Source organism: Candidatus Williamhamiltonella endosymbiont of Tuberolachnus salignus (genome assembly GCF_964019775.1).
Lineage (GTDB): Bacteria > Pseudomonadota > Gammaproteobacteria > Enterobacterales > Enterobacteriaceae > Hamiltonella > Hamiltonella defendens.
This window is the reverse complement of sequence record NZ_OZ026471.1, coordinates 862,134-887,195: the sequence shown is the minus strand read 5'-3', so window position 1 is coordinate 887,195 and position 25,062 is coordinate 862,134. Positions and strand designations below refer to the sequence as shown.

Annotated in this window: 18 protein-coding genes and 1 pseudogene; 2 read left to right on the top strand and 17 right to left on the bottom strand. The window is 40.3% G+C overall.

Features of this window, described 5'->3' with window-relative positions:
• Positions 1–7: 7 nt before the first annotated feature.
• A complete protein-coding gene (locus tag AACL23_RS04165) occupies positions 8–1,072 on the bottom strand; it encodes an AI-2E family transporter (protein WP_012737765.1) in 1,065 nt (354 codons plus the stop codon).
• Positions 1,073–1,139: 67 nt separating this feature from the next.
• Positions 1,140–2,204: a recombinase RecA gene (gene recA, locus AACL23_RS04160; RefSeq protein ID WP_012737766.1), complete on the bottom strand. Its 1,065-nt coding sequence runs from the start codon at positions 2,202–2,204 to the stop codon at positions 1,140–1,142.
• Positions 2,205–2,463: 259 nt separating this feature from the next.
• On the opposite strand from recA, the gene aat reads away from it, so the two are divergent.
• The gene (gene aat, locus AACL23_RS04155; protein WP_100095924.1) at positions 2,464–3,156 is read left to right on the top strand and encodes a leucyl/phenylalanyl-tRNA--protein transferase; all 693 of its coding nucleotides are present in this window, start codon (positions 2,464–2,466) and stop codon (positions 3,154–3,156) included.
• Here aat and ubiH read toward each other — a convergent pair.
• The 3 genes and pseudogenes from ubiH to AACL23_RS04140 form a co-directional block, all read right to left on the bottom strand.
• Positions 3,141–4,325 carry a 2-octaprenyl-6-methoxyphenyl hydroxylase gene (gene ubiH, locus AACL23_RS04150; protein WP_095033736.1) on the bottom strand — a complete coding sequence of 395 codons (1,185 nt, stop codon included), beginning with the start codon at positions 4,323–4,325 and terminating at the stop codon, positions 3,141–3,143. The genes aat and ubiH overlap by 16 nt on opposite strands.
• Positions 4,325–5,644, bottom strand: coding sequence for a Xaa-Pro aminopeptidase (pepP, locus tag AACL23_RS04145; protein WP_254591773.1), 1,320 nt, complete (start codon positions 5,642–5,644; stop codon positions 4,325–4,327). The genes ubiH and pepP overlap by 1 nt, the downstream gene beginning before the upstream one ends.
• Before the next feature lie 41 nt (positions 5,645–5,685).
• Positions 5,686–5,760 (bottom strand): annotated as a pseudogene (locus AACL23_RS04140) (IS6 family transposase); the annotation flags it as partial.
• A gap of 146 nt (positions 5,761–5,906) precedes the next feature.
• On the opposite strand from AACL23_RS04140, the gene AACL23_RS04135 reads away from it, so the two are divergent.
• Entirely contained in the window at positions 5,907–7,838 is a 1,932-nt protein-coding gene (locus AACL23_RS04135; protein ID WP_339050308.1) for an exoribonuclease II, read from the top strand.
• A 6-nt stretch (positions 7,839–7,844) separates the two neighbouring features.
• Here AACL23_RS04135 and ribD read toward each other — a convergent pair whose 3' ends face one another.
• The 12 genes from ribD to asmA all read right to left on the bottom strand — a co-directional run bounded on the left by ribD (position 7,845) and on the right by asmA (position 25,039).
• Positions 7,845–9,023, bottom strand: coding sequence for a bifunctional diaminohydroxyphosphoribosylaminopyrimidine deaminase/5-amino-6-(5-phosphoribosylamino)uracil reductase RibD (gene ribD, locus AACL23_RS04130; protein WP_095033738.1), 1,179 nt, complete (start codon positions 9,021–9,023; stop codon positions 7,845–7,847).
• Between the two features lie 12 nt (positions 9,024–9,035).
• Positions 9,036–9,509: a transcriptional regulator NrdR gene (gene nrdR, locus AACL23_RS04125; protein WP_100095926.1), complete on the bottom strand. Its 474-nt coding sequence runs from the start codon at positions 9,507–9,509 to the stop codon at positions 9,036–9,038.
• A gap of 30 nt (positions 9,510–9,539) precedes the next feature.
• Entirely contained in the window at positions 9,540–11,426 is a 1,887-nt protein-coding gene (gene recD, locus AACL23_RS04120) for an exodeoxyribonuclease V subunit alpha (protein WP_339051579.1), read from the bottom strand.
• A 2-nt stretch (positions 11,427–11,428) separates the two neighbouring features.
• Positions 11,429–15,055 carry an exodeoxyribonuclease V subunit beta gene (gene recB, locus AACL23_RS04115; protein WP_012737773.1) on the bottom strand — a complete coding sequence of 1,209 codons (3,627 nt, stop codon included), beginning with the start codon at positions 15,053–15,055 and terminating at the stop codon, positions 11,429–11,431.
• Positions 15,021–18,392 (bottom strand): exodeoxyribonuclease V subunit gamma, encoded by a 3,372-nt coding sequence (recC, locus tag AACL23_RS04110; RefSeq protein ID WP_339050305.1) that lies wholly within the window; start codon positions 18,390–18,392, stop codon positions 15,021–15,023. The genes recB and recC overlap by 35 nt, the downstream gene beginning before the upstream one ends.
• Before the next feature lie 58 nt (positions 18,393–18,450).
• Positions 18,451–18,819: a prepilin-type N-terminal cleavage/methylation domain-containing protein gene (locus AACL23_RS04105; protein ID WP_012737775.1), complete on the bottom strand. Its 369-nt coding sequence runs from the start codon at positions 18,817–18,819 to the stop codon at positions 18,451–18,453.
• 41 nt (positions 18,820–18,860) lie between these two features.
• Positions 18,861–19,340, bottom strand: a complete 480-nt coding sequence (locus AACL23_RS04100; protein ID WP_100095928.1) for a YgdB family protein — start codon at positions 19,338–19,340, stop codon at positions 18,861–18,863.
• Positions 19,337–19,954, bottom strand: a complete 618-nt coding sequence (locus tag AACL23_RS04095) for a prepilin peptidase-dependent protein (protein ID WP_012737777.1) — start codon at positions 19,952–19,954, stop codon at positions 19,337–19,339. Before AACL23_RS04095 ends, AACL23_RS04100 begins: the two co-directional genes overlap by 4 nt.
• Complete coding sequence (locus AACL23_RS04090; RefSeq protein ID WP_012737778.1) at positions 19,945–20,445, bottom strand: prepilin peptidase-dependent protein; 501 nt, start codon at positions 20,443–20,445, stop codon at positions 19,945–19,947. The genes AACL23_RS04095 and AACL23_RS04090 overlap by 10 nt, the downstream gene beginning before the upstream one ends.
• Positions 20,446–20,606: 161 nt before the next feature.
• The gene (gene gnd / locus AACL23_RS04085; protein WP_339050296.1) at positions 20,607–22,019 is read right to left on the bottom strand and encodes a decarboxylating NADP(+)-dependent phosphogluconate dehydrogenase; all 1,413 of its coding nucleotides are present in this window, start codon (positions 22,017–22,019) and stop codon (positions 20,607–20,609) included.
• A gap of 61 nt (positions 22,020–22,080) precedes the next feature.
• Positions 22,081–22,974 (bottom strand): UTP--glucose-1-phosphate uridylyltransferase GalU, encoded by an 894-nt coding sequence (gene galU, locus AACL23_RS04080; RefSeq protein ID WP_339050294.1) that lies wholly within the window; start codon positions 22,972–22,974, stop codon positions 22,081–22,083.
• Between the two features lie 235 nt (positions 22,975–23,209).
• Positions 23,210–25,039 (bottom strand): outer membrane assembly protein AsmA, encoded by a 1,830-nt coding sequence (gene asmA / locus AACL23_RS04075; protein ID WP_095033740.1) that lies wholly within the window; start codon positions 25,037–25,039, stop codon positions 23,210–23,212.
• Between the last annotated feature and the right edge of the window lie 23 nt (positions 25,040–25,062).

Below are 25,062 nucleotides of genomic sequence, written 5' to 3'. Positions count from 1 at the left end.
GCACTCTCTATTTCACTTTGGGTGTCAACTCTTTGGGCCAAGCCTGAATCACTGCTTTTACTAAGCTGGCCAAAGGAATAGCGAAGAAAACCCCCCAAAAACCCCAAAGGCCGCCAAAGATGATGACCGATAAAATGATCATCAATGGATGTAAATTAACTGCCTCTGAAAATAAAACAGGCACTAACAGATTGCTATCTAAGGCCTGTACAACAAGATAAGCAATCAATAATGTCCAAAAATGTGCGTCTATCCCCCATTGAAACATAGCCACCAGTACCACAGGAATGGTGACAATAACAGCACCTATATAGGGTATCAGTACGGAAAAACCGACCAACACTGCTAATAAAAGTGAATAACGCATATCCAGGATCCAAAAAACCAAATAAGTTGCAACAGCAACAATCACCATTTCAAGCACTTTACCGCGAATATAGTTCGTAATTTGTTGATTCATCTCTTTCCAAACTTTTCCAGCCAAGCTGCGATCACGAGGCAATATTTTCTGAAAGTTATTGAGCATTTGTTTCTTATCTTTCAATAGAAAGAAAACCATTAAAGGTACAACAATCAGATAAATCGCGAGGGTCAATAAGCCAATGAGTGAAGCAAGAGAGATTTTTACAACTGAATCGCCGACTCCTGCCAGTCTATTACGTAGATTGTCCGCTATCATGTCAACAATGCCTGCATCAACCAACGTGGGGTAACGTTTCGTCAAGGTGCTGGAAAAATTATTGAACTGATTGAGCATTTTCGGCATATCTGAAGTTAAATTCATGCCTTGTTGCCAAACATTTGGGACGACCACAAAGATGGCTAACAAACCAACCCCCACAAATAATGCTTGTATAATACTCACCGCACACAAACGGGAGCATCCTAGAACCTGTAATTTTGAGGTTGGCCATTCAAGAAGGTAAGCCAATACAATAGCGACTAAAAGGGGCGCTAAAATACCGCTTAAAAAATAAAGAATACAAAACCCCCCGACTAATATAATTAATAAGGCAACCACTTGAGGATCAGTAAAATGACGGCGATACCATTTTAATAACATGTCCAACATCAAGGAAAGCTCCGTTCAGTAGACATCTTCAAAAACTGATTAAAGTTTTAAGATGTCCCGTATTTTGTTAAAATGCAGTACTATTTTCATGATAGATTTTATCTAAAGGATCCAAATCCGTTTTATCTTTTTCACACACTGGGTTTAATAATCTATTACGTAATATTTTATCCAGCTCAGCTGCAATGGATGGATTGGTTTTTAGATATTCAGTGACATTCGATTTACCCTGGCCAATTTTAGTACCATTGTAGCTATACCAAGAACCCGCTTTTTCAACTAATTGGTGTTTCACGCCCAAATCAATCAATTCACCATGGGTATTAATGCCTTCACCATAAAGAATTTGAAAGTCTGCCTGTTTAAAAGGGGCGGCAATTTTATTTTTGACGACCTTAACTCGAGTGTCATTCCCAATGACCATTTCACCCTCTTTAATAGCCCCAACTCGGCGAATATCTAAACGTACTGAAGCGTAAAATTTAAGCGCATTTCCACCTGTCGTGGTTTCAGGGTTGCCAAACATGACCCCTATTTTCATCCGAATTTGATTAATAAAAATCAGCAGAGTGTTGGCATTTTTTAGGTTGCCGGCCAATTTACGCATGGCTTGGCTCATCATGCGTGCGGCAAGCCCCATATGAGAATCACCAATTTCACCTTCAATTTCAGCTTTGGGCACTAGGGCCGCCACAGAATCAACAATGATCACATCGACAGCCCCAGATCGGGTGAGCGAATCACAAATCTCTAACGCCTGTTCCCCCGTGTCTGGCTGAGAACAAAGTAAATTATCGATATCGACACCTAATTTTTTTGCATAAACAGGATCCAGCGCATGTTCTGCATCTATGAATGCACACACTTTTCCTTCACGTTGAGCCGCCGCAATGACTTGTAAAGTGAGAGTCGTTTTCCCTGATGATTCAGGACCGTAAATTTCAACAATACGCCCCATAGGAAGCCCGCCTGCCCCCAATGCAATATCAAGCGAAAGTGAGCCAGTAGAAATCGTTTCTACATCCATTGAACGGTCTTCACCCAAGCGCATAATAGATCCTTTGCCAAATTGTTTTTCAATTTGAGCAAGTGCAGCGGCCAATGCTTTTTGTTTGTTCTCATCTCGGATCATTTTTATTCCTTTTGAATAAGTTAAAATTGATTTTTATAATTGAGGGTTATTTTACCTTGATAAAGAAACTTTATATATCTATTTGGAAGCTGAAATCTTGTGTCATGTTTAATTTAATGATGCGATTGATGATAATAGTATTTCTTTTTTTTTTCTATTGTATTAATCAGAACTTGGGATCACTTTCGAAAAATCCATTCCAAACAATACAAAAATTTTTCACAGGGCTAAAAATAAAAAGGAATATGATTAAAAACCAATGTTTATCAAAAATTTATCAAAAAATATCATTGATTTTCCCAAGCCAGAAAAAGCACTTAAAGATCCGAATGGGTTGTTGGCTTCAGGTGGAGATCTCAGCCCTGAAAGATTGTTAGTCGCATATCAAAACGGTATTTTCCCCTGGTTCAACGAGGGTGAGCCTATTTTATGGTGGTCCCCTGATCCTCGCGCCGTACTTTTAAAATGCCATGTGAGCCGCAGTATGAAACGTTTTATTCGACCTGGACGTTGCCCTTACCACTTTAGCCTGAATTGTGCTTTTTCTGATGTGATCACTACCTGTGCTACAAAACGCTCGGGATGCACCTGGATCAGCTCTGATATTGTAAAAGCCTATTGTCAACTACACCGATTGGGTAGAGCCCATTCTGTAGAGGTTTGGCTGAAGGATAAATTAGTGGGGGGATTATATGGCATATCCGTAGGGGCGATGTTTTGCGGTGAATCCATGTTCAGCATCGCAGATAATGCTTCTAAAAGTGCTTTAATCATTTTTGAGCATTATTTTACGCAAAAAGGAGGAAAATGGATTGACTGCCAGGTGTTAAATGCACACACCGCTTCTCTTGGAGCAGAACAGATCCCCAGAAACGATTTTTTATCGCTATTAGATCAGGCACAACGCGTTTCACTCCCTAAAGGGGTCTGGTCGCCTCAATCTCTCGGGTGAGACCAGCCTAAAGTTGAGCGGGACAACAGCTGAGCAAAAAAAGGCCCTTCTTCCATTGTCATCAACCCCAAATGACGAGCCACTACCAATGGTTTCAAGGCATTCGAAAATAAATGCACCAATCCTTCAGTCAGGGTGATCATATTTTGTTGATCTTTTTGCCGCTGCCTTTGATATTGATTTAATACGGAATATTCTCCCAAATCATCGCCTTTAGCCGCGGCTTCGGCTAAAATTTGAGCCAAAGTCATCGTATCTCTTAAGCCCAGATTAAACCCTTGACCCGCAACAGGATGCAAAGTTTGGGCCGAATTCCCTACCAATGCCAAGCGATGGCTGATATGCCGGGAGGCAAACGTCAAATAAAGTGGCGTGCTATAACGTGGCCCTACTTTCAGTATCTTTCCAAGACGCCAGCCAAACGTATTTTGTAACTGCTGCAGGAAATCAGCATCGTTCCAGGCTTCTACCAAAAAACGGTTAGCCTGAGAATGACACCAAACCAGAGCACTTTCTTCCTGAGAAATCGGTAACAATGCCAGAGGCCCTTCAGAGGTAAAGCGTTCAAAAGCACAACTTCCCAGCGCTTTTTCTGTGCGGATGTGAGTGGTTACAGCAAATTGCTGGTAATCTTTTTTTTGATATTGAATATGGCAGGCTTGAGCAAGCGAAGAATGCGAGCCATCCGCCGCAATCAATAATGGCGCCTCTAAGGTTTCACCATGATTTAACGTAACGCGCACCATTTTTTGGGTACGAGATATTTGTAAAACCTGGGCAGGGCAATAAAGCTGAATGCCAGGAGTGCTTTTTAATAAAGAAAATAACCTATTTTGCGCCGTCTTTAATGACAACACCTGGCCCAAAAAAGGAATGTGATGATCTTGAGCCCTGAGATGAACAAAACCACACTGACCTTGATCGCTGACGTGAATGTTTGTGATAGGCGTTGCGTCATGTGATAGTGGTTTCCAAATGCCTAATCTTTCAAGCTGTTGGCAAGTGCCATGTGCCAACGCAATCGCTCTTTTATCATCAGAAAAAGACGCATTTTGATCTGGCACAAAAGCTTCTATCAGTCTGATGGGAATCTGACCACGAGTCAGGAATGCCACAGCCAAAGCTAAGGTAGAACCTACCATGCCCCCGCCGACAATAATAACGCCCATCATGCTTCTTGAGATGACATCAAAGATTCAATGAGTTCGGGATCTTTCGGAACAGCGGCGGTTAAATTTTCATTGCCTGTTTTTGTGATTAAAATATCGTCTTCGATACGAATGCCGATCCCCCTATACTGCTCAGGCACTTTCGCGTCCGAAAAAATATATAATCCAGGCTCCACCGTTAATACCATTCCCTCTTTTAAAGGGCGATTTTTTTCATCAGAGCCATAATCTCCGACATCATGTACGTCCATCCCCAACCAATGGCTTAATCCATGCATGAAAAAGGGCTTATAGGCTTTTTGAGAATGCAGTTTTTTTAAACTTCCTTTTAATATTCCAAGGTTAATTAAACCTGCTGTGATGATACGTGTGACCTCTTGGGTGACCTCATGAATACTGATACCTGGTTTGTATAACTCTAAGGCTTTATTTTGGGCGGCTAAAACAATGTCATATAACGCTTTCTGTGGAGCGGTAAATTGACCGCTGACAGGGAAGGTCCTTGTAATATCCCCCGCATAGCCCTGGTATTCGCAGCCCGCATCAATTAACACCAAATTCCCTGCATTGAGTTTGGATTCATTCTCAGTGTAATGCAGAATACAAGCGTTTTCGCCAGTAGCTACAATGCTGTTATAAGCCGGAGAACGAGCGCCACGTTGACTCAATTCGTACTGAATTTCGCTTTCCAGGTGATATTCGTAGAGGCCTGGACGACATTTTTTCATAGCACGAATATGAGCCTGAGCGCTGATTTCACAAGCTTTGCGCAATACATTGATCTCTTCTTTTGATTTCAATAACCTCATTTCATCAAGACAGGGTCGCCAATCCATCAGCACGTGTGGCACACTAGAACTTTGGCGTGATTTTAATCGTAGTTTTTTGCAGGCTGAAAAAAATATTTCATCCGCATACGCATATTGGCCTTGTGCGTGATACACAACCTCTTGATTTTTTAAAAATAAATAAAGATGTTCTTCTATTTCATCAAAGGGCAATGCGTGATCAATTCCCAATTTTTGGGGTGCCCATTCTTGACCCAGGCGAGCGCCAGACCAAGTTTCAGCAAGGGGATCTCGAGCTCGATTCAATAAAATGGACTTCGTTTTTTTTTGAGTCTCTTTGATCAACACCAATAAGGCTTCTGGCTCCTTAAAACCTGAAAGATAATTGAAATAACTGTTTTGACGATAAAGATATTCCGAATCTGTGCTTCGAAAGACCTGAGGAGCAGAAAAAATGAGTGCTACACTGTTGGGCAACATCTTTGCCAGTAGTTTTTGACGTCGTTTTTGGTATTCTTTTAAAGTGATCATAAATTGTGTGTTTGAATGAATTAACTCAGAAGTGAAGCCCATAGCATCAGTCGTATGCGTCTTTTCACATTTCGATGATCCTGCTCAACCAGATTATTGAGATATTTGATTTGTTTTGGATAGAGTCTCCCAATCATTTAACGCGACGCAACCTTACATAGGCCCGTCTTAAATGACAAGACTCACTTGCTGTATGCTTTTCATTCCGGTAAAACTGTCAACCCAAATTACACTACAAAATAATACAACTCACTGGACAAGTATGTTTCAAAATAATCCTCTACTTGCAAAGCTAAAAAAACAACTTCATGTTTCAGCGCCCAAAATTGAAGGCATCGTTAAAGGAACCGAAAAAGGTTTTGGGTTTCTTGAAATCGATGCGCAAAAAAGTTATTTCATTCCTCCTCCACAAATGAAAAAGGTCATGCATGGCGATCGTGTACAGGGCAGCCTGTATAACGATAGAGATCGTGAAATGGTTCAACCGGAAACGCTGCTGGAACCTTTCCTCTCCCGTTTTGTGGGTCGTGTACAAAAAAGAGGGACATTTTTGCTGATCAGACCAGATCATCCTTTATTAAAAGAAGCTATTCCATGTTATGTCTCTGCTGATATCGCACACTCTTTTGAAGAGGGAGATTGGGCCGTTGCCGAAATGCGGGAGCATCCTCTGAAGGGTGCTCGAGCTTTTAAAGCAGAGATCACTTCTTTTATTGCTCATGGCGAAGATAATTTCGCGCCTTGGTGGGTGACCTTAACTCGCCACAATCTTGAACGTACTCCGCCTGATATGTGCCCGTTGGCGCTCAATGAAACCGAATCTGAACGTGAAGATTTAACGGATTTAAATTTTATTACTATTGATAACGCCTCCACTGAAGATATGGACGATGCACTTTGTGTGTCGGATCTGGGCAATGGCTCTTTCATGCTGATGGTGGCTATCGCAGACCCAACTGCCTATATTGATGAAAATAGTCCATTAGATACGGCGGCTCGTCAGAGGGCTTTTACAACTTATTTGCCCGGCTTTGATATCCCGATGTTGCCACGCGAAGTTGCAGATGATATCTGTTCACTTCGCCCTGATCAGCGTCGCCCTGCATTAATTTGTCGTGTCACCATTACGCCTGAGGGCGCTTTAGGTGAGGATATTCGTTTTTCGAGCGCCTGGATCACCTCAAAAGCAAAGCTGGCTTATAACAAAGTATCTGATTGGCTAGAAAATCAAGGGGATTGGGTGCCGCCTAATACTGAGATTGCTGAACAAATTCAATGGCTGAAACATATCTACGACGTAAGACATCATTGGCGTCAGCAACATGCTTTGGTCTTTAAAAATCGTTCAGAATATCGTTTTGTGATCAATGAAAATGGGAATGTACTTGATGTCATTATTGACGAAAGGCGTATTGCTCACGGCATAGTTGAAGAATGTATGATTGCGGCTAATATTTGTGCCGCGGTGATTTTACGAGATTGTTTAGGTTTTGGTTTTTATAACGTACATAGGGGCTTTGATCCTGCTTTGGTAAAACAAGCCGCACAAATACTCAAAACCCATGGTATCGAATTTCCCCCTGCTGATTTACTGACATTAGAAGGTTTCTGTCAATTACGTCGTCAGTTGGATTCGTTAGGCAATGAAGCGCTTGAAAGTCGCCTGCGTCGTTTACAGGCATTTTCTGAATTGAGTGTTGAGCCAGGCCCACATTTTGGTTTGGGTTTGCCCCTGTATGCGACTTGGACTTCTCCGATTCGTAAATACAGTGATATGGTCAATCACCGGTTGTTAAAGATGGTGATTGCCAATCGATCTGCGAAAAAGCTCGATGAAAATATCTCTGAATTAATTGCAGAGCGTCGCCGTGCCAATCGAATGGCAGAGCGAGATATCAGCGACTGGCTCTATGCTCGTTATCTCAATCCCATAGCAGGCACTGACAAAAATTTTTCCGCAAAAATTATGGAAATGACTCGTGGTGGCCTTCGAGTTCGGTTGTTAGAGAACGGAGCCATCGCTTTTATTCCGGCTTCTTTGATTCACTCTGTCCGTAGTGAGATTGTATTCAATTCTGAAATGGGGACGGTTTACAAGAATGAAGATATTATTTATCGCCAGGGGGACATGATTGAAGTTCAATTAGCGCAAGTGCGGTTAGATACCCGAAATCTGATTGCAAGACCCATCTGAATGTTTTTATTTTCCCATTGATATTGAGAAACCAGGATCAGGTTTTAAGCGTAGTCTTAAGTCTGGTCCCATTTGTTTCACCTCTTGTAAAACAAACTCGGGAGCCTTGGCTAATTCATTTAATCCAGGTAACTGGCATAATCCACGAGCAGTATTTCCCAGAAGCTTGGGCGCCATATAAAGAATCAATTCATCAACCAAGCCCGCTTCTAATAATCCTCCTGCCAGCTCAGCACCGGCTTCGACCCAAATCAAATTCATTGCTCGTTTTGCTAATGCCGTCATTAATGACGCTAAATCAATCGCATTTTTTTTATCGGGCCATTGAATACTAGAAAAGATCCATTGTTCTACCTGATTTGGCCAATCTTGATGATCAGTTTTTGTTCTAATGAGCCAGCAAGTTCCAGGTTGTTGAACGACCTGATGTTGAGGAGTCACTTTATGGTGCCTGTCTAAAATAATTCTAACGGGTTGACGTAAACTCTCTTGAGGATAGAGGGCTTGAGTCTTTTTCGGTAATGATTCCCAACGTACTGTTAAAGCAGGATTATCTGCTGACACTGTGACACCTGTACTTAAAATGGCCGAGCTTTGTGCTCTGAAAAACTGCACATCCTGGCGGGATTGCTCTGAGGTTATCCATTGGCTCTCTCCTGATGCCATAGCCGTACGACCATCCAGAGAACAAGCCATTTTGAGTTGTATATAAGGGAAGCCCGTTCGCATGCGTTTTAAAAATCCGGGATTCAGATCTTGAGCCTCAGCGCTTAAAATTCCTGATGTCACTTCAATACCAGCCTGCTTGAGTTGATACAAACCTCTACCAGCAATTTCTGGATTAGGATCTTCGATTGCAACCACTACACGCTTGACGCCAGCTTTAATTAAGGCTTCAACACAAGGAGGCGTTTTTCCATAATGACAGCAAGGTTCCAAAGTAATGTAAGCCACACTGCCTTTTGCTAAACGGCCCGCTTTTTGAAGGGCGTGAATTTCTGCGTGGGGCTCGCCCAAACGCAAATGATAACCTTCACCTACCACTTGTCCATGACGCACGAGAACACATCCCACATTCGGATTAGGTGTGGTCGTAAAACGACCCAAACTTGCCAATCTCAGTGCATAAGACATATAAAATTCATCCTGACATTTCACAGAGTCAGCAGAATGTGTTTTTTTCATAACAGCCCTTCTTTAATCCTTTTGATGGAGGGAGGGATTGTCTTGAAGCTTGGCAATTTCTTCGCCAAATTCACGGACATCTTCAAAACTGCGATAAACAGAAGCAAAGCGAATATAGGCAATTTTATCTAATTTTTTTAAGGCTTCCATCACAAATTGCCCGAGCATTTTGCTAGGAACTTCAGGTTCTCCGGTTGCACGAAGCTGAGATTTGATTTGATGAATGGCTGTTTCAAGAGCATCTGTACTGACAGGGCGCTTTTCCAGCGCTTTTCTCATCCCGCTGCGTAATTTTTGTTCGTTAAAAGGCTCAAGAAGATCATCGTTTTTTATAACACGGGGCATCACCAACTCTGCGTGTTCAAAGGTGGTAAAGCGCTCATGACAAATGGCACACTGGCGTCGACGTTTAATTTGAGACCCTTCAGACACCAAACGAGAATCTATCACTTTTGTATCAACCGTATTACAAAAAGGACAATGCATAAAACTCCTTAGTAGAACTTCCTTGGATTTTTAAAAAGATTTTAACCGTGCAACTAAACCACTTCGTCTTTGAGTAGGGTTTAGAATCGCATGATTCAATACTTTATCGGTGGAATATAACGTTAATTTTTGACGAGCTCGAGTGATGGCCGTATAAACCAGTTCTCGGGTGACGATAGGGGTAAAATGATCAGGCAACACCAATGCAGTGTGTTCAAATTCAGATCCTTGTGATTTATGAACGGTCATCGCGTATGCCGTACTGTGCGCTGGCAAACGATTCGGTTGCACGGATTTTATGTGGCCATCTGAAAATTGAAAATACACTCTTAAGGCACCCGAGTGATCATAAAGAGTCATGCCCAGATCACCATTAAATAACCCTAATGAACTGTCATTGCACTCTATCATGATAGGTCGCCCGGAATACCATGAATTATTGAAAGGTTTTTGGGATAGGCTTAATAAACCACTATGACACAAAGTTTTTTCAATCTGTGTATTTAAACCCTCTAGACCAAATGAGCCCGTGCGCAGTGCGCATAACAGTTGGTAACGATTGAAAGCATGTAATATGGTTTCAGGATCTTTTCCCTGTTTAATCAGTTCAAGATAGGGCTGATAAGCCGCAACGCAGTCTTTCAGTAATTTTTGGTAATCTTTAGCATCACTCAGTGCATGTTGTCTGATATCAACATATTTTTTATTGACATCCCTTAAAATAGAGTGCGCTTTATGATGCTGACCTGAGTTAACGGCTTGCGCCAGTTCACCTATCCCTGATTTTTTATCAAAACGATAATTTTTATTGAGTAAACAAAGCTGATCACAGACATGAGCAACACAGAGATTTGGAAAATGTTCTATTGGATGCCCTTTCAAATCATATCCTGTCAGCCTGTTTAATTCTTCCGCTCGTGATGTGCTGTAACCAAGAGACAAAAAACGCCCAATTTCTCCTAATACAGACCCCGCTTCTACTGAAGCAAGTTGATCTCTGTCACCAAGGAAGATGACTTGGGCTGAGTTAGGTAAAGCATCAATTAATCGGGCCAACATCGGCAAGTCCACCATAGAAGCTTCATCCACGACTAAAACATCCAGATCTAATGGATTATTTTTATGATAACGAGATTGATGTCCTTTAGAGTACGCCCCAAGTAAACGGTGCAAAGTACAAGCTTTTTCTGGCAAGCGTCGCGATTCTCCCGCGCTCAGTGATAATTCACGATAAGCGTTGCCTAGCGATTGTGTTAAACGTACGGCGGCTTTTCCTGTGGGCGCGGCAAGTTCAATACGTAAAGTCCGTTCTCCTGCAAGCCGTATCAAGGCGGTGAGTAATTTCGCCACTGTGGTGGTTTTTCCTGTCCCTGGTCCTCCTGAAATAATGGCGACTTTACTGGTAATCGCCACCGCAGCCGCCACTTTTTGAAAGTTAATATCAGATTCATTCGAAGTGAATAGTTGATCAAGGATCTGCTTGAGACGAGATTCATCTTTTTTATGGTATGTCATTTTTTCTAAAGAATAATCTGAAATAAATTGAATCACTTGACCTTCATTTTTCCACATTCTTTGCAAATAAAGCCGTTCTTTTTCCAAGACCAAAGGGGTTGGTGAAGTGCCTTCACCGACGAGCGAGGAGGATTGAAATGCGTTCAACCATGCATTTTTATTTGGTTTTCCGGCGGCTTGCCATAAAGCTTCAGCCAATTCAGGGTGACGGCCATCAAAAAAATATTCAGGGGCTAAGCGAGCTAAGGGTAAACAAACATGTCCTGCACCGGCATCTGAGCTCAATAGAGCACAAGCGAGCTGCAATAAAGGTGAATGATGAGCAGCAATGATTTGTGCAAATTGCACATCAAGAAAACGCAATAATTTTTGATCCAGGGCTTGATTTAATAACCCCATCATGGTCATTCTGTCGCCCCTCCTTTTTCCCCTTTAAAGAGCTGATCAAGCCCTTCAATAAGCTGAAATGATGGGCAACAATGAAAAATCCCCTGTCCCAAAGTTTGGCTATCAACCCCACGTAAAAATAAATAGATAACACCACCGAAATCGCGTTCATACTGATAATTCGGAATCCGATGGCGTAGATAACGATGTAAAGCCAACGTATATAATTGATACTGTAAATCATATCTATGTTCGGCCATCGCCTGTTCTATAGACTGACGATGATACGCTTTAGCGCTTGTTCCTAACCAGTTAGATTTGTAATCCAAAAGATAAAATTGATCTTGCCAGAAGAAAACCAAATCAATAAACCCCGTCAATATTCCTTGCACCTTTGGAAAAGATAATGTTGAGCACAGTGCTGAAAGAGGATCGTGTTTTTTAATCAACACATCTAGGTTTGAGGATTCCAACATTGCATCGATGGGCAAATGAAATTGCAATTCAACTTGTTTATTTTTTTCTGTTAATTTCGATAAACTCAGATCTCTTTTGTCATTGAGCGGGGTATCCAGGATCTCTGTTAACCAATCATGCAACATTGGTAGCCATTTTTCATCAAATCCTTTTTGAAGTAATTGCATCTTTAACCATTCGATCTCAATCGATTGACTAAAATCTAATCGTTCTAATAGATCATGAAGAAATGTTCCAGGTATCGCTCCACGTGGAAAGGTATGAGGGCTCAAGCTGTTTTCTGATGAAAAAAGGGGGTCGTTCATGACGTCTGTGATGACTTCAGTGTCCAAAGAAGGCAACAATTCTTGCATTAAAATATGATCGGTTTTGAGCCGATTAACCGTTGAATGGGTTAAGCTCGAAGAGTCTTGTAATTTCGAATAACTGGTGACCTGCCAATGATCTTGCATTTTTCTTGTAAAGTGCCTGGCTGTTAATTCAGGTAATGGTTCTTTTGTTGGTTGCCAAAGGCTAAAATCGGAGGGATTTGCCAAAGAAACGGCAATATGCTCGCCTTCCAGTTCCTTTAATTTTTCAGATAAATATTGAGCATCCCCTGCCATGCCTTTTTGAATCAGATACCCCAAAGCACTCAGATGTATGTCACTTTCTCGTTGTTTTTTTCTTCCCCCTTTAATGAAAGGAGCAATACCGATAGAGCAATGATAAACAGAACGTGTTAATGCGACATACAGTAAACGTAGGTCTTCTGAGAGTCTTTCTTTTTCAGCTAAAGCCCTATTTTCATGGGTGGCCTTAAAGTCTAAAACCGCGGTACAGTGTTCAGGTTCATGATAAAAAACTTCTTTTTGGGCGCGTTCATCATGTGGCTGATGTTGAAAATAACCTATAAAGGGGAGCCAAACCAATGAATATTGTAATCCCTTAGATTGATGAACAGTCACAATTTGAATCAAATCACAATCTGTTTCTAGCCTCAGTTTCTGATCTTCTGATTCAGCATTGAATTCTGTGATCTTTTGAGCAAGCCATCTGACTAATGCCTGTTCACTGTCCAGTTCCTCTGAAATTTGCTGTAGCAGTTCACTGAGATGTAGTAAATCGGTTAAACGACGCTCACCCTCTTGGGTTTTCAATAGGTTTTCTGCCAACCGACGCTGAAAAATGAGTTTTCTCAGCATGGGTAAGACCCCTTTTTTTTGCCAATGTTGACGATAGTCATGAAATTCATCGACCAAAGCATCCCATGCTTGCCCATCGGACTGTAGCGCCTGTAAGGCGTTTGTGTTCAACCCCAATAAACTGGTTGCCATAGCACAACGTAAAAATTTTTCGATTTCAGGTGCTAACACCGCTTGCAAAATCCATAGTAGATCTTTTGCTTCTGGCGTATCGAAGACACTGTCTCTGTTAGACATATAAACCGAAGGAATAGACAGCCTGTTTAACGCTTTTTTTACTAAAGCCGCTTCAGTGCGGGTTCTGACTAAAACCGCAATATCAGCTGCTTTCACTGAGCGTACCCCCTGATCACTCATCAGCTGTGCTCGCCCTTGTTGGCCTGCTGTTAACCAATCTCTTATTTCAATCGCGCATTGATTAGACATACATTTTTTGTATTGATTAACAGTGATCCCTTCCCCTTTCTGTAACCAAAAATGTAATGCAGGTTGTATTTTTTTATCTATTGTTAATTGGTAAGTTCTGTTTTTGTCTGAAGCAATCGCTTCAACAAAAGGGATCTGTGAAAATAAAAAAGGGGTCTCAATTTGAGTAAAAAGCTGGTTGACTGCTTTGACGATGGCCGGAGAAGAACGCCAGTTGGTTTCTAATGTGTACTGATGCGCGATTTGAGAGCGTGCACGAATATAAGTGAAAATATCGGCGCCACGAAAAGCGTAAATAGCTTGTTTGGGATCGCCTATCAGTAATAAGCCACAATCTTTTTTTTTAGCATAGATAGAGTGAAAAATACGATACTGTTGAGGATCGGTATCCTGAAATTCATCAATTATTACAATAGGATATTGTTTTCTAATGGTTTCGGATAGTAAGTTTCCTCCTTTTTGTTTGAGTGCTGTATCCAGGTTTTTGAGTAAGTCATCAAAGCTTAATTCTCCTCGTCTTCGTTTTTCTTTTTCAAGAGAAAGGCGAATTTCTTTAATCGCTTTTGTAAGCACGACATCTCGTAATGTCAGGCCTTGAAAAAAAATAAAATCAATGAGCGAAAAAAGAGGATGTTGAGGAGGATGTCCTTTTTGAGTTTTTTCAAAAAGAATGGATTGACGAAACCTGTTTAACTCCTTTGGTAAAAAATAGGACCCACTTTCTTGATAGGCCCATTGAGTGATTTTTTCTAACCAAATCGGGAGATATCTGCTGTTATAAGTGCGTTTATCTACCCCCGATTTGTCGATTAATGTTTTTAAATCTGGAACTGTGGTTTGCCATTTGAGCTTAAGTTCGGTGATTTGTTTTATGATTTTTTGATGACGGCTTTGAATGCTTTCGTCTTCAGAAGGCGGGTTACGTAATTGTGGCGCTTCTCCTTCTAAGTAAGGGGAAATTTCTTTAAGTAATGCTTGAGGGCTAGCCCATTCTTGACTGATTGCTACCGCTTCTTCAAATGATAATAAATAACAGGAGCGCCGCCAAAAATCAGCGCAAGTCTGGCGAATAAGCTTGTCTTCATTTTGAATGAATGTTTGTTTAAAAAGAACACCAGATTCAAATGCATTGTTCAGTAAAGTTTTTTGGCAGAATCCATGAATTGTATAAATAGCAGCTTGATCCATATTGCGTTCTGCAAACAATAGTATTGAGGCCGCCGCATTAAGATCTGTGATCTCTGCCAATAATTTTTGGTAAAAAGCATTTTGAGTCCCTTCATTAAGACAAGCCATTCTTAAGTTATAGATCTCAGAGCGAATTCTGCCCCTGAGTTCTTCTGTTGCCGACTGGGTAAAGGTGACTACCAAAATCTCCTCGACTGTTAAACGACGTATGTAAGCATGATGACCGCCCAAACCCAGCAGTAAGCGCAAATAGAGTATGCCAATAGTGAAGGTTTTTCCCGTGCCTGCAGAAGCTTCAATCAAACGTTCCCCAAAAAGCGGTAAAATCATCGGGTCAAGTGATTGAATTTTTTTCATTGAAAACTCCATTTTTAATGATGTTGTGATGTGCTATTGGCAATAAATAGTTTTTTGCTTCCTGTAAAATACGGTCTACATGAGTGTCATTGATTGATCTGAAGAGGCGCTGTATGTAAGGGTCGTCTCCTTCTCCTCTGACCCCTGTTTTAGGATTACCTTGAAATACGGTTAATAAATGATCTTTTGCTTTTGCTTGCGTTTTTTCATCCCATAAAATGTGCCGATTTTTTAAATCGTAACATTTTGTTAACCATGCCCATCCACTGTGATTTAATAACAGTAGAGGTTGAATCATTCCTTTTTGATATCCCTCAATGAATAGGCTGAGATGTTGCCCTGCTTCGGATTGTGATAAAGCAGAAAATCGCCAGACTGACTCTTTTTTTCCATAAATACGGCTTTCACCTTTACCTCCTGATAAACAGTAAGCCAAATGTTCAATCCAGAGTAACAAGCCATCAACTATGGTCAATGTACGAGGACGCCAACGTATTAATCCATCTGTTTGAGCATGTGCTATCCAGCCAGACAAGGTTCTCTCACCCAAAGTTGTATTGACTTCCAGGCGACAAAATTCTGTATGCCCGGTTTCTGTCTGAATTTTTTTCGCTATCAACCCCATTTCGTTTTTTTGCTGTTGCCAATAAATTTTACCAAAATGACCAAAAGGTAAACGCCCAGACGCTTGCATTCTTGCATACAGCTGATCAACATTTTTTTGTTCTATTAACGCATTTAAAAGCTCTGTATTAAATTGATAACGTGCTAAAGGATCCAGGATAAAAGGTTCTTCATTCGATAACTCTTTTTGCTCTACCCTAAACTGTACGCCTAAGCGTAGTTGAAAGAAGGCTTTGATGGGATGTCGGTAAAAGTTGATTAATTCATCTAGAGTGATTTCTGAGAAAGGCTCTGAGACTAGGGGTTTAATAAAATCATCTTGAGGCTGTTTTTGCTCTTGGGTGTGTTTTTTTGCAGCCTCAAGCCATTCAATCGCATAACTCTGTTGTTCTGTTCCTTTAATAAAATTTTTGGCAGAAAAAGGCATTCGTGTATGACAAAAAAGGAGGTGCTGAATTACCCTGGACATGCTTTCGTCAGAGTTGCGATTCTCATCTCCCGGCAAAACATAACTGTTTCCAATATATTCAAGCAATTCACTGACTAATACCGAAGGGTAACGCTGACTATTATCTTGAATAGAACGCCCAATGTAGCTGATATACAGATATTGTTGAGCTGATAATAATGCTTCAAGGAAAAGATATCGATCGTCATCTCTACGGCTACGATCCCCTTTTTGTCTTTTTTTTGCCATCAGATCGAAACCCAGAGGAGGCAATATTCTTGGATAAATCCCTTCATTCATTCCTAGTAAACAGACGACTTTAAAAGGAATCGAACGCATCGGCATCAGAGTGCAAAAATTGATGGGGCCCGCTAAAAAACGCTGGCTGATCCGTTGATTCTCAAAACGAGTCACCAAGTCATGCCGTATTAAGCTGACAGGCACTGTATTGGCGTACTGGGCTGAGAGCCCGTACTGAATAATGTTTTGCCACTGTTGATCTATCAGAATGAAGATAGATTCTGTTTCAGCATTGGATTCAAAAAATGCGTAAAATAAATCTCTACAGAGAGGAAGCCATTCTGATAATAAGCGTGAGGTTTTTAATTTTTTGCGCCATATGCTTAGCATCATTAACAGTTGAGCCAACTTCCCTATTAATTCTGCCGCCAACCCGGTGGATTCATCGTAGGGTAATACGCCTTCCCAATCGCCTGCTTGGCTGTCCATGGCATAACCTAAGAACATACGTTTTAAACCAAATTGCCAGGTATGTTGACCTGTGATTGGCAAAGAGAGGTCCTGTACGTTTTCATTATCCAGCCCCCAACGTATGCCTGATCCTTCTACCCATTCACGTAATAGGGATAACTCTTTTTCCTGGATCTCAAATTTTTGAGATATCGCAGAAATTTCCAATAATCCCAATACTTGTTCAGAACTGAATCGACTTTGTGGTAAATCAAGCAATTTTATAAAAGTCTGTAAGACAGGATGAACCTGTGTCATTTTTCTGTCTGAAATAGCAAAAGGTAGATAGCGTTCTAAAGAAGCATTGCTAAATACGGCTTGTATATAGGGCGCATAATTATCGATGTCTGCGACCATCACAATGACATCTCTGGGAGTCAAAGCAGGATCCTCAGAAAATAAATTCAGAAGTTGATCCTGTAAGATTTCCACTTCTCTTTGTTGACTGTGACAAGAATGAACACCGATAGAGCGATCGTTGATATCCAGTAAACGTTTTTTGTTGTGATGAGAGTTTGATTCAGAAAAGTGACGGGTCGCCTGATTTTTGAACTCTAACATGTCATGTTGTAGCGCATGAAGTAAGTTATCTGGCTCAATGTCAACAAAAGCGTGAATTTCTTGGAGCCCTTCTATTTGAGATAATAAATAGAGATGGTCTCTGCCTAGTCGCCCCCAAGATGCAAGTAAGGGGTTGATTTGTTCTTCCTCAATATTGCGTAAATCACTGCTGGTATTTTTGATGTTTAATTTAGCCAGAATGTCATAGTTTTGAATATCGCCCCAAAAATAACGACAAGGGTTGTTAAACATGAAATGGATATCCATGTGTCTACTTAATGCTTCTAAACCTTTTAAGTAAATGGGGGGTAAGGTAGAGATACCGAAAATAAAGACCCTTTTGGGTAAAAGATCAGAGTCAACATCATTTTTATTTAGGGCTTGGATAAATCTTTGATATAGGCGAGCACGATGCCATTCTGGTTGTTCAAGTTGCCGAGAGTAGCGGATTAATGAGACCCATAAAGCGGCCTGCCAATCTTGGTTTTTATTGAGGTCGTCAAATTTTTTGCCGTTTTCCCACCCGTCTAACCATTCTGAGCGATAAACCAGATATTGATCAAACAGATCGGCAATCCGTATCGCCAATTGATGAATTTTTTGTTTATCTTCGTCGTCTTGTAGATAATGTTTTATGGATGCAAATATAGGATTTTGTAATAAATCAGGCAGTAAACACATCAGTTTCCATGTCATGGCATCTTTGTTAAAAGGGCTTTCTTTTGGAATGTTTTTTAGAACTTTGGTGAACATATCCCAAATAAAGGTCGCAGGAAGAGGAAACTGAATATTTGCTGAAATGCCTAAAGATTGTGCGAGTTGAATTTGTAACCACTGAGCCATTCCCGGACTTTGTACCAATATGATTTCTTTTTGAAAAGGATTTTTTAGAGGTTCTTTCTCTATCAATGTGCTTGTTAATGTTTTTAATAAATCCAGTTGATTGGAATGATAAGTGATAAACATTTTTTCTCCATTGAGAACTCTTTATTTGCTCTTAAGGTAAAGGATTGAATTTTCTCTATCATTCACAAAACCAGCGATTTAAAGAAAATTTTTGATTCTGTGGCGATGTTGCTTCAACATGAAAGTTGATGCAATTTGCATTAACTCTTCTTGGGATTTTTTCAAGTTTCCAACCTGATGTTGGGTTTGTTAATTTTGAAAAAACAGGGTGGTGAGTCTCTGAAAAAATTTCGATATTTTGTTGAATAAGTGCACTTGCTTGTCTCATTTGCCATTGACGTTGAAATCCCTGTAGTAATTTTTGTTGATATTCTAACAATCCAAGCGCAGAGATAGAAAATAGCAGAGCTGCAATCAATGCCTCAAACACACTAAAACCTTTTTGAGAAGTTAATAAATTGAATTGTAATTTTTTATTTTTTTTCATGCTCTCTTTTTGACGATCGTTATCTGCAGTTTTTTATCGGCTTAGTCCAGACAAAATTTTTCATTTTTTACAGGGCAAAAATCGAGCCATCCTCCTGTGACAGGGACTAATTTTTGCTCTGTGGTGTTAGGCATTTCGTTTGTTTGGGCACTTTGATAAAGGATAATTTTTTCTGATCTGTTCCCCAATATACTTTCCCCTTTTATCAAAAAGATACCGATCTCTAACATCGGCTTAATGCAGGATTTTAATTGATTGATTTGTTCTGTTTGACAATACCAGCCTTGATGGCGTCTAGAGGTTCTCTGTGAAAGTGATCTTAATGGCCACTGTTTGCTTACTCCCCAACTGAGCGATGAGGCCGCCTGATTGTATGCTTTTAAATAAAAGCGCTCTTGGCCGCTGATGTTGAAGGCGCCTTCCAGTTCTCTTTGTAAAGCCGTCAATAATAATAGGCCCATGGTGAAAATGATGAGCACAGATATTAAGGTGCCAGTTCCTTTTTGATAAGGCCGTTTCATAAATTTTTATTGTTAATCACACTGTTAATCTGACGCTGAATGGGCGGTTTCTTTGTGTGATTATTGGCAAAGAAATCTGTTTTAAATAATGTGCCTAATCTCGATTTGGGAAGCTGAGTAATACTAAAATGCGTTATTTTTATTTCTTGCGGATCAGATATTTTTTCCCAACCATGACCAGAACAATGTAATTGCCCTCGTTGTATTTCTAAAACACCTTTACGTAGACGATAACCAAAATATTCAGACTCACGATGCTGTTCTCCTTCTAGTTTTCCATTTTTATTAAGGTCATAAGACAAGATAATGCATGAATTTTTCATTTCACCAGGATATTGGCCAATGCGCAGGATCATCCCTGGGCATTGGCCATTACAAAACCCAGCTCTTCTGAGATCTTTTTCAATCGAAAACATGAGTTGCCTCATCGCTTGATCAAGGCGAAAAGATTCTTGTAAAAATTTTGTTTGATATCTGAAGTGTGGATAAATTTTTGCACTGCTCAGTATAATGAAGCTTCCAAAGCTGAGCGCCAGAAGCAGTTCGATCAGGGTAAACCCTTTTTTACTTGTTTGTTTTTCATTTAATGGCACCCCTTTTCTTCTTAACGACATAACGGAAGATCCGCTATTTTTTTATTTTGACTGCATAGTCTTATTCTGCCCTGTTTTGAAATAATGAGTCGAATGCACCCCTCTGAATTGGTCAGAGTAAAATGGCCTGGCTGTGCGGTATTACGTCGCCCATAAAAAGCCATGTTTTTGAGTGGAAAATGAGACAGGGAAATATCCTTGTAATCGGGCTTGTAAATCGAATTTTTTGATTTTTCACACGCATTCAATTCCATGTTTCCACTGCCAATACACCAAGTGCCAGAATGATAATAAACCCATAAAAAATCAGTTCGATTATACCAATAGGCATTTGCCTGAAGTTGATTTAAAAAAATAAGCAAAGAACGAGCCGTGATCAGTAAGCGTTCTTTTTGCTGGTGGCTGTACCAACTTCGTACACTCCAATTTGTTATGATTGAAATTAAAAAAATTGCAAATAAGAGCTCAACTAGGCTGATGCCTTTTTGCTTTTTTATAATAAAAGGTTTCATGAAGCCAGTGTATTGGCCGGGGATTTGATTTCCAGCGTGGATCAGCAAATTTTGGATCTGGTGCACAGAAATTTTTCATATTTTTCATTCATAAACCACAAGATGTGATCTGCTTCGCATTTTATATCAATAGCTGATTCAATCAGCTGATGGTTTTTGAGTTAATCGGTTACCCAATTTGTATGAAAGACCGCCTGACCACTGTCATTACGTTTATAAGTGTGTGCCCCAAAATAATCTCTTTGAGCCTGAATTAAATTAGCTGGTAATAGTGCCGAGCGATAACTGTCGTAGTAAGTGATGGCCGCAGAAAAAGCGGGAACGGGAATACCATTTTGTACCGCATAAGAGACGATATCACGCAATGCCTGCTGATAATGATCCGCAATTTTTTTGAAATATTCTGCAAGTAACAGATTGGAAATGTTTGGTTTTTGATGATAAGCCTCTGTTATTTTTTGTAAAAATCGAGCGCGAATAATGCAGCCAGCACGAAAAATACTCGCAATGTCGCCGTAATTTAAGTTCCAGTCGTTTTTTTCAGAGGCTGTTTGTAGTTGTTGAAATCCCTGCGCATAAGAAACGATTTTTCCTAAATACAGAGCAGATCGTATTTTTTCAATAAATTCTGCTTTTTGCCCGTGAAATGGCTGAATTTTGGGCCCTGTTAGTACTTTAGCTGCCGCGATTCTTTGTGTTTTTAAAGAGGATAAATAACGGGCAAATACGGATTCTGTTATGAGACTTAAAGGAATTCCGAGATCTAAAGCACTTTGACTGGTCCATTTACCTGTGCCTTTGTTGGCGGCCTCATCTAGGATGAAGTCTATGAGATCATGGCCATGCTCATCTTTTTTGCAAAAAATATCTGCTGTTATTTCAATAAGATAACTGCTAAGTTCACCTTGATTCCATTGTTTAAAAATATCTGATAGCTCAGAATTTTTGAGGTTTAAGCCTTGCTTTAACAAAGAATAAGCTTCAGCAATCAGTTGCATATCCCCGTATTCTATGCCGTTATGCACCATTTTTACATAATGACCTGCACCATTTGGGCCGATGTACTTGACACAAGGTTCTCCTTCGGCTTTTGCGGCAATTTTTTTGAACATAGGAGCCATTAATTCATAAGCTTCTTTTTGCCCCCCTGGCATAATCGAGGGGCCTTTTAAAGCGCCTTCTTCACCTCCTGAGACGCCGATCCCCATGAAATAAAACCCTTGTTTTAATAATTCTTCACTTCTTCGAATGGTGTCCTGATAGTGACTGTTTCCTCCATCAATTAAAGTATCTCCTTGATTTAAATATGGCGTCAGTGCGCGAATGGTGTCGTCTGTTGCGGATCCTGATTGGACCATCAGCAGGATCCGGCGAGGTGTTGCCAGTGATTCCGCAAGCTCTTTTAAGCTGTAACAAGGGAGCAGATTTTTTTCTGGATTTTCTTCGATAACCTGGTCTGTTTTTTCATGAGAACGGTTAAAGATGGAGACAGAATAACCTTGGTTTTCAATATTAAGTGCCAGGTTACGGCCCATGACCGCCATACCTATGACACCTATCTGTTGCTTGCGCATATGAATTCCTATTTTAAAAAACGTGTTTTTTATTGAATAAAAAAGAAGAAGAGTGAATGTTTTAAAAATTTTGATTTTTTAACCAATTTAAAAATGCGGAGCCTTCTGTTTCATGACGCAGAGCGTACTCTACAAAAGCTTTCATATAACCTAGTTTGTCGCCGCAGTCATGCCATTTCCCAGTCATATGAAAGGCTTCCACAGGTTGTGTTTCTATTAACATATCAATGGCATCGGTAAGTTGAATTTCTCCCCCCGCCCCGGGCGAGGTTTTTTCCAGTAGGGGCCAAATGTCTGAGGATAAAACATAACGGCCTACCACGGCCAAATGAGAGGGGGTGTCTTTTGGTGAAGGTTTTTCTATCATGGCTTTTATCAAAGCCGCCTGACCTGGAAAAACAATGACGTTCCCACAATCAGCTATACCGTATTTACAAACATCTTCTAGAGGAATAGGTGCGACCATAATTTGACTTCGCGCTGTCTCTGCAAAGCGTTCCATCATGCAGGTGAGATTTTCTTTTAAGTAATCCACAGAAGGTGTCTCCAGGAGTACATCTGGTAGCAGGATGACAAAAGGGGCGTCCCCTATGATGGGGCGAGCACAGAGTATGGCATGTCCTAGTCCTTTAGCCTGTCCCTGTCGTATGTGCATGATGGTGACATCGGATGGGCAGATATTTTGCACTTCTTGTAATAATTGCCGTTTTACTCGAGCCTCTAAAACTGCTTCGAGTTCAAAAGAAGTATCAAAATGATTTTCTATCGCATTTTTTGATGAATGGGTGACCAGCACAATTTCTTTGACCCCCGCTAATACAGATTCATTCACAATGTATTGAATGAGAGGCTTATCCACCACAGGTAACATTTCTTTGGGAATCGCCTTGGTCGCAGGCAGCATGCGGGTCCCCAATCCTGCAACAGGGATAATCGCTTTTAATTTTTGAGGCATATTGCAACCTTGTGATTCAAAGAAAGTGAAATGATCTTAAAGTATTTTTTATTTAGGGCTTATTGTGATGACATCTCTTGCAAAACGATAGCGATGGCAGCGGATTCAAGACGTACAAAATTCAGCCACGGAATGGCCAGTAGAATGACATGAGGATGATGAGCGCCCTGGTTTATCAGAGAGCTGACAACGTAGAAGTTGCTGCTCTCAGTGATTGTTACAACAGGTACTATTTTTATCTGCTTTCATTCAACCGTTCTTTAAACCAATGGTTTAATTTTTTCTGAAATTGTCCTTTCAGATTTTTATTCAATAAAGATTGGACATCTATTCGGTATTGTAAGTGAGCCCACGGGCCATAAATGTGTAAGGGCACATCAATGTCCTGTAACGTTTTTATCCAGTCTGCCTGTCCTTTGAAATCTTGTAATAACCGTACATTTAAATTCATGTTAGATTGTTGTTCAGGCAAATTAAATATCCCTTTACCCTTAATAGAAACGAAATGAGAATCCGCTTTTAAATGGTTTATTTCTAATTTGCCCGCGTTTAATTTGAGATCACTTTCCAGTTTTTGAATGTCGGTGTAAGGCTTATAAATTTTTTCGACATTGGCAACATGCATGTTTTTAGCGACCGTTTGTTCAATTAATTGCTGTATGTTCACCCCATTGAATTGAACAGGCTGCATGACGATTTTTGCATCCCCTTTCCATTGGGTCATAAAGGCTTGTAGATTGAGGCCATGACCAGAAAATATCCCTTTTAAAGAAGCTTTGCCCGATATCAGAGGTGATAAAGACAATCCCTGTAATAAGGATTTTAAATCAATATTTTTTAAAGTGGGATTGAGAGTCATCTGCATTTTTTTCTTGGTCAGGTCTGCTGTTGCGTTCAGCAAAAAATTTCCTTCAAATAGCTCACCGGATAATGGGTTTAATGATAATCGACCTTGATGATTTTTTAAGGCTAATTTGATGTTTTTTACTTTTATCCCTTGATAGGAGATTTGATCTATGTTCAATAAAAAATCGGTATTAAAATCACGTAATACCTGTAAATTTTGTGATGAATCCTCATTATTATCTGTAGTTGTAGCAATGACGGGGGTGGGTACTGTAACAGCAGTCGTGCTTTGATTTTTTGTATTGTCTTTTTTTAAAGGCGTCCAGCCCAAGATTTCATCTAAATTAATATTTTGGGCTCTAAGACGAATAAGATAAGTGGGAATTGAAGATAAAATTGCTTCTGCATTTCCGATAAAGTGGTTGTTATTTGCGCTGAAATTCAGCTGGTTGAATGTTAATTTTTCAGACGGCTTATCATACTGTGCCTGTAAAGTCATTGTTCCTTTGATGCCATTGACAGGAAGATCTGCCCCTTGTAACTGATAACTTAATTGCTGGATATCAGCATCCCATTTTTGAGGATATTGATGCAGATCAACAGCGGCTTTTAAAGAAACGGTTAAGTCTCGTTGATCTCTATTGATCTGGCTTAAAAGCGATATTTTGACTTGTTTATTTTCATTTTGTACTAAGTCAAGGTTCACGTTTCGTACATTAATTTGAGCTTCATCTTCTTTTTGCCAAATCAGTAGACTGTCCATTAATTGAACTTTATCAATGCCCAGCTTCCAGTTAGAAGTAGAAGCGTGATCAGGATCAACCTCTTCCTTTGAGACCGTAGGCAAATTTTTAGGTGTTTTAGGTTGACTCTCAGGGATTAAGTTGATTCTGGCCCCTTTCAAGCTGACCTGTTTTACTTTTAATTGATGAGACAAAAGTGGCCAAAGTTCCACATCTAAACGCATATTTTGTGCGCTGATAATCGATTTTTTTGCGCCTGGTGCCGTCAGTGACATTTGACCTGCTATCACGCTCAGTTGAGGCCAGACATGCCATCGAAGATCCCCTTCGAGTGCCAGTTGATATCCACTTCTTTTTTCAATTTGCTGAGCCAGATAACCACGAAAATCATTTGGATTTAATAAAACGACTAATGCTGTCATTCCGCCTGCCAGGAGCACCAACACAATAATAAATACTGTCATTAGTTTTTTCATAAAGTTCTCTTAATGTCGATAAA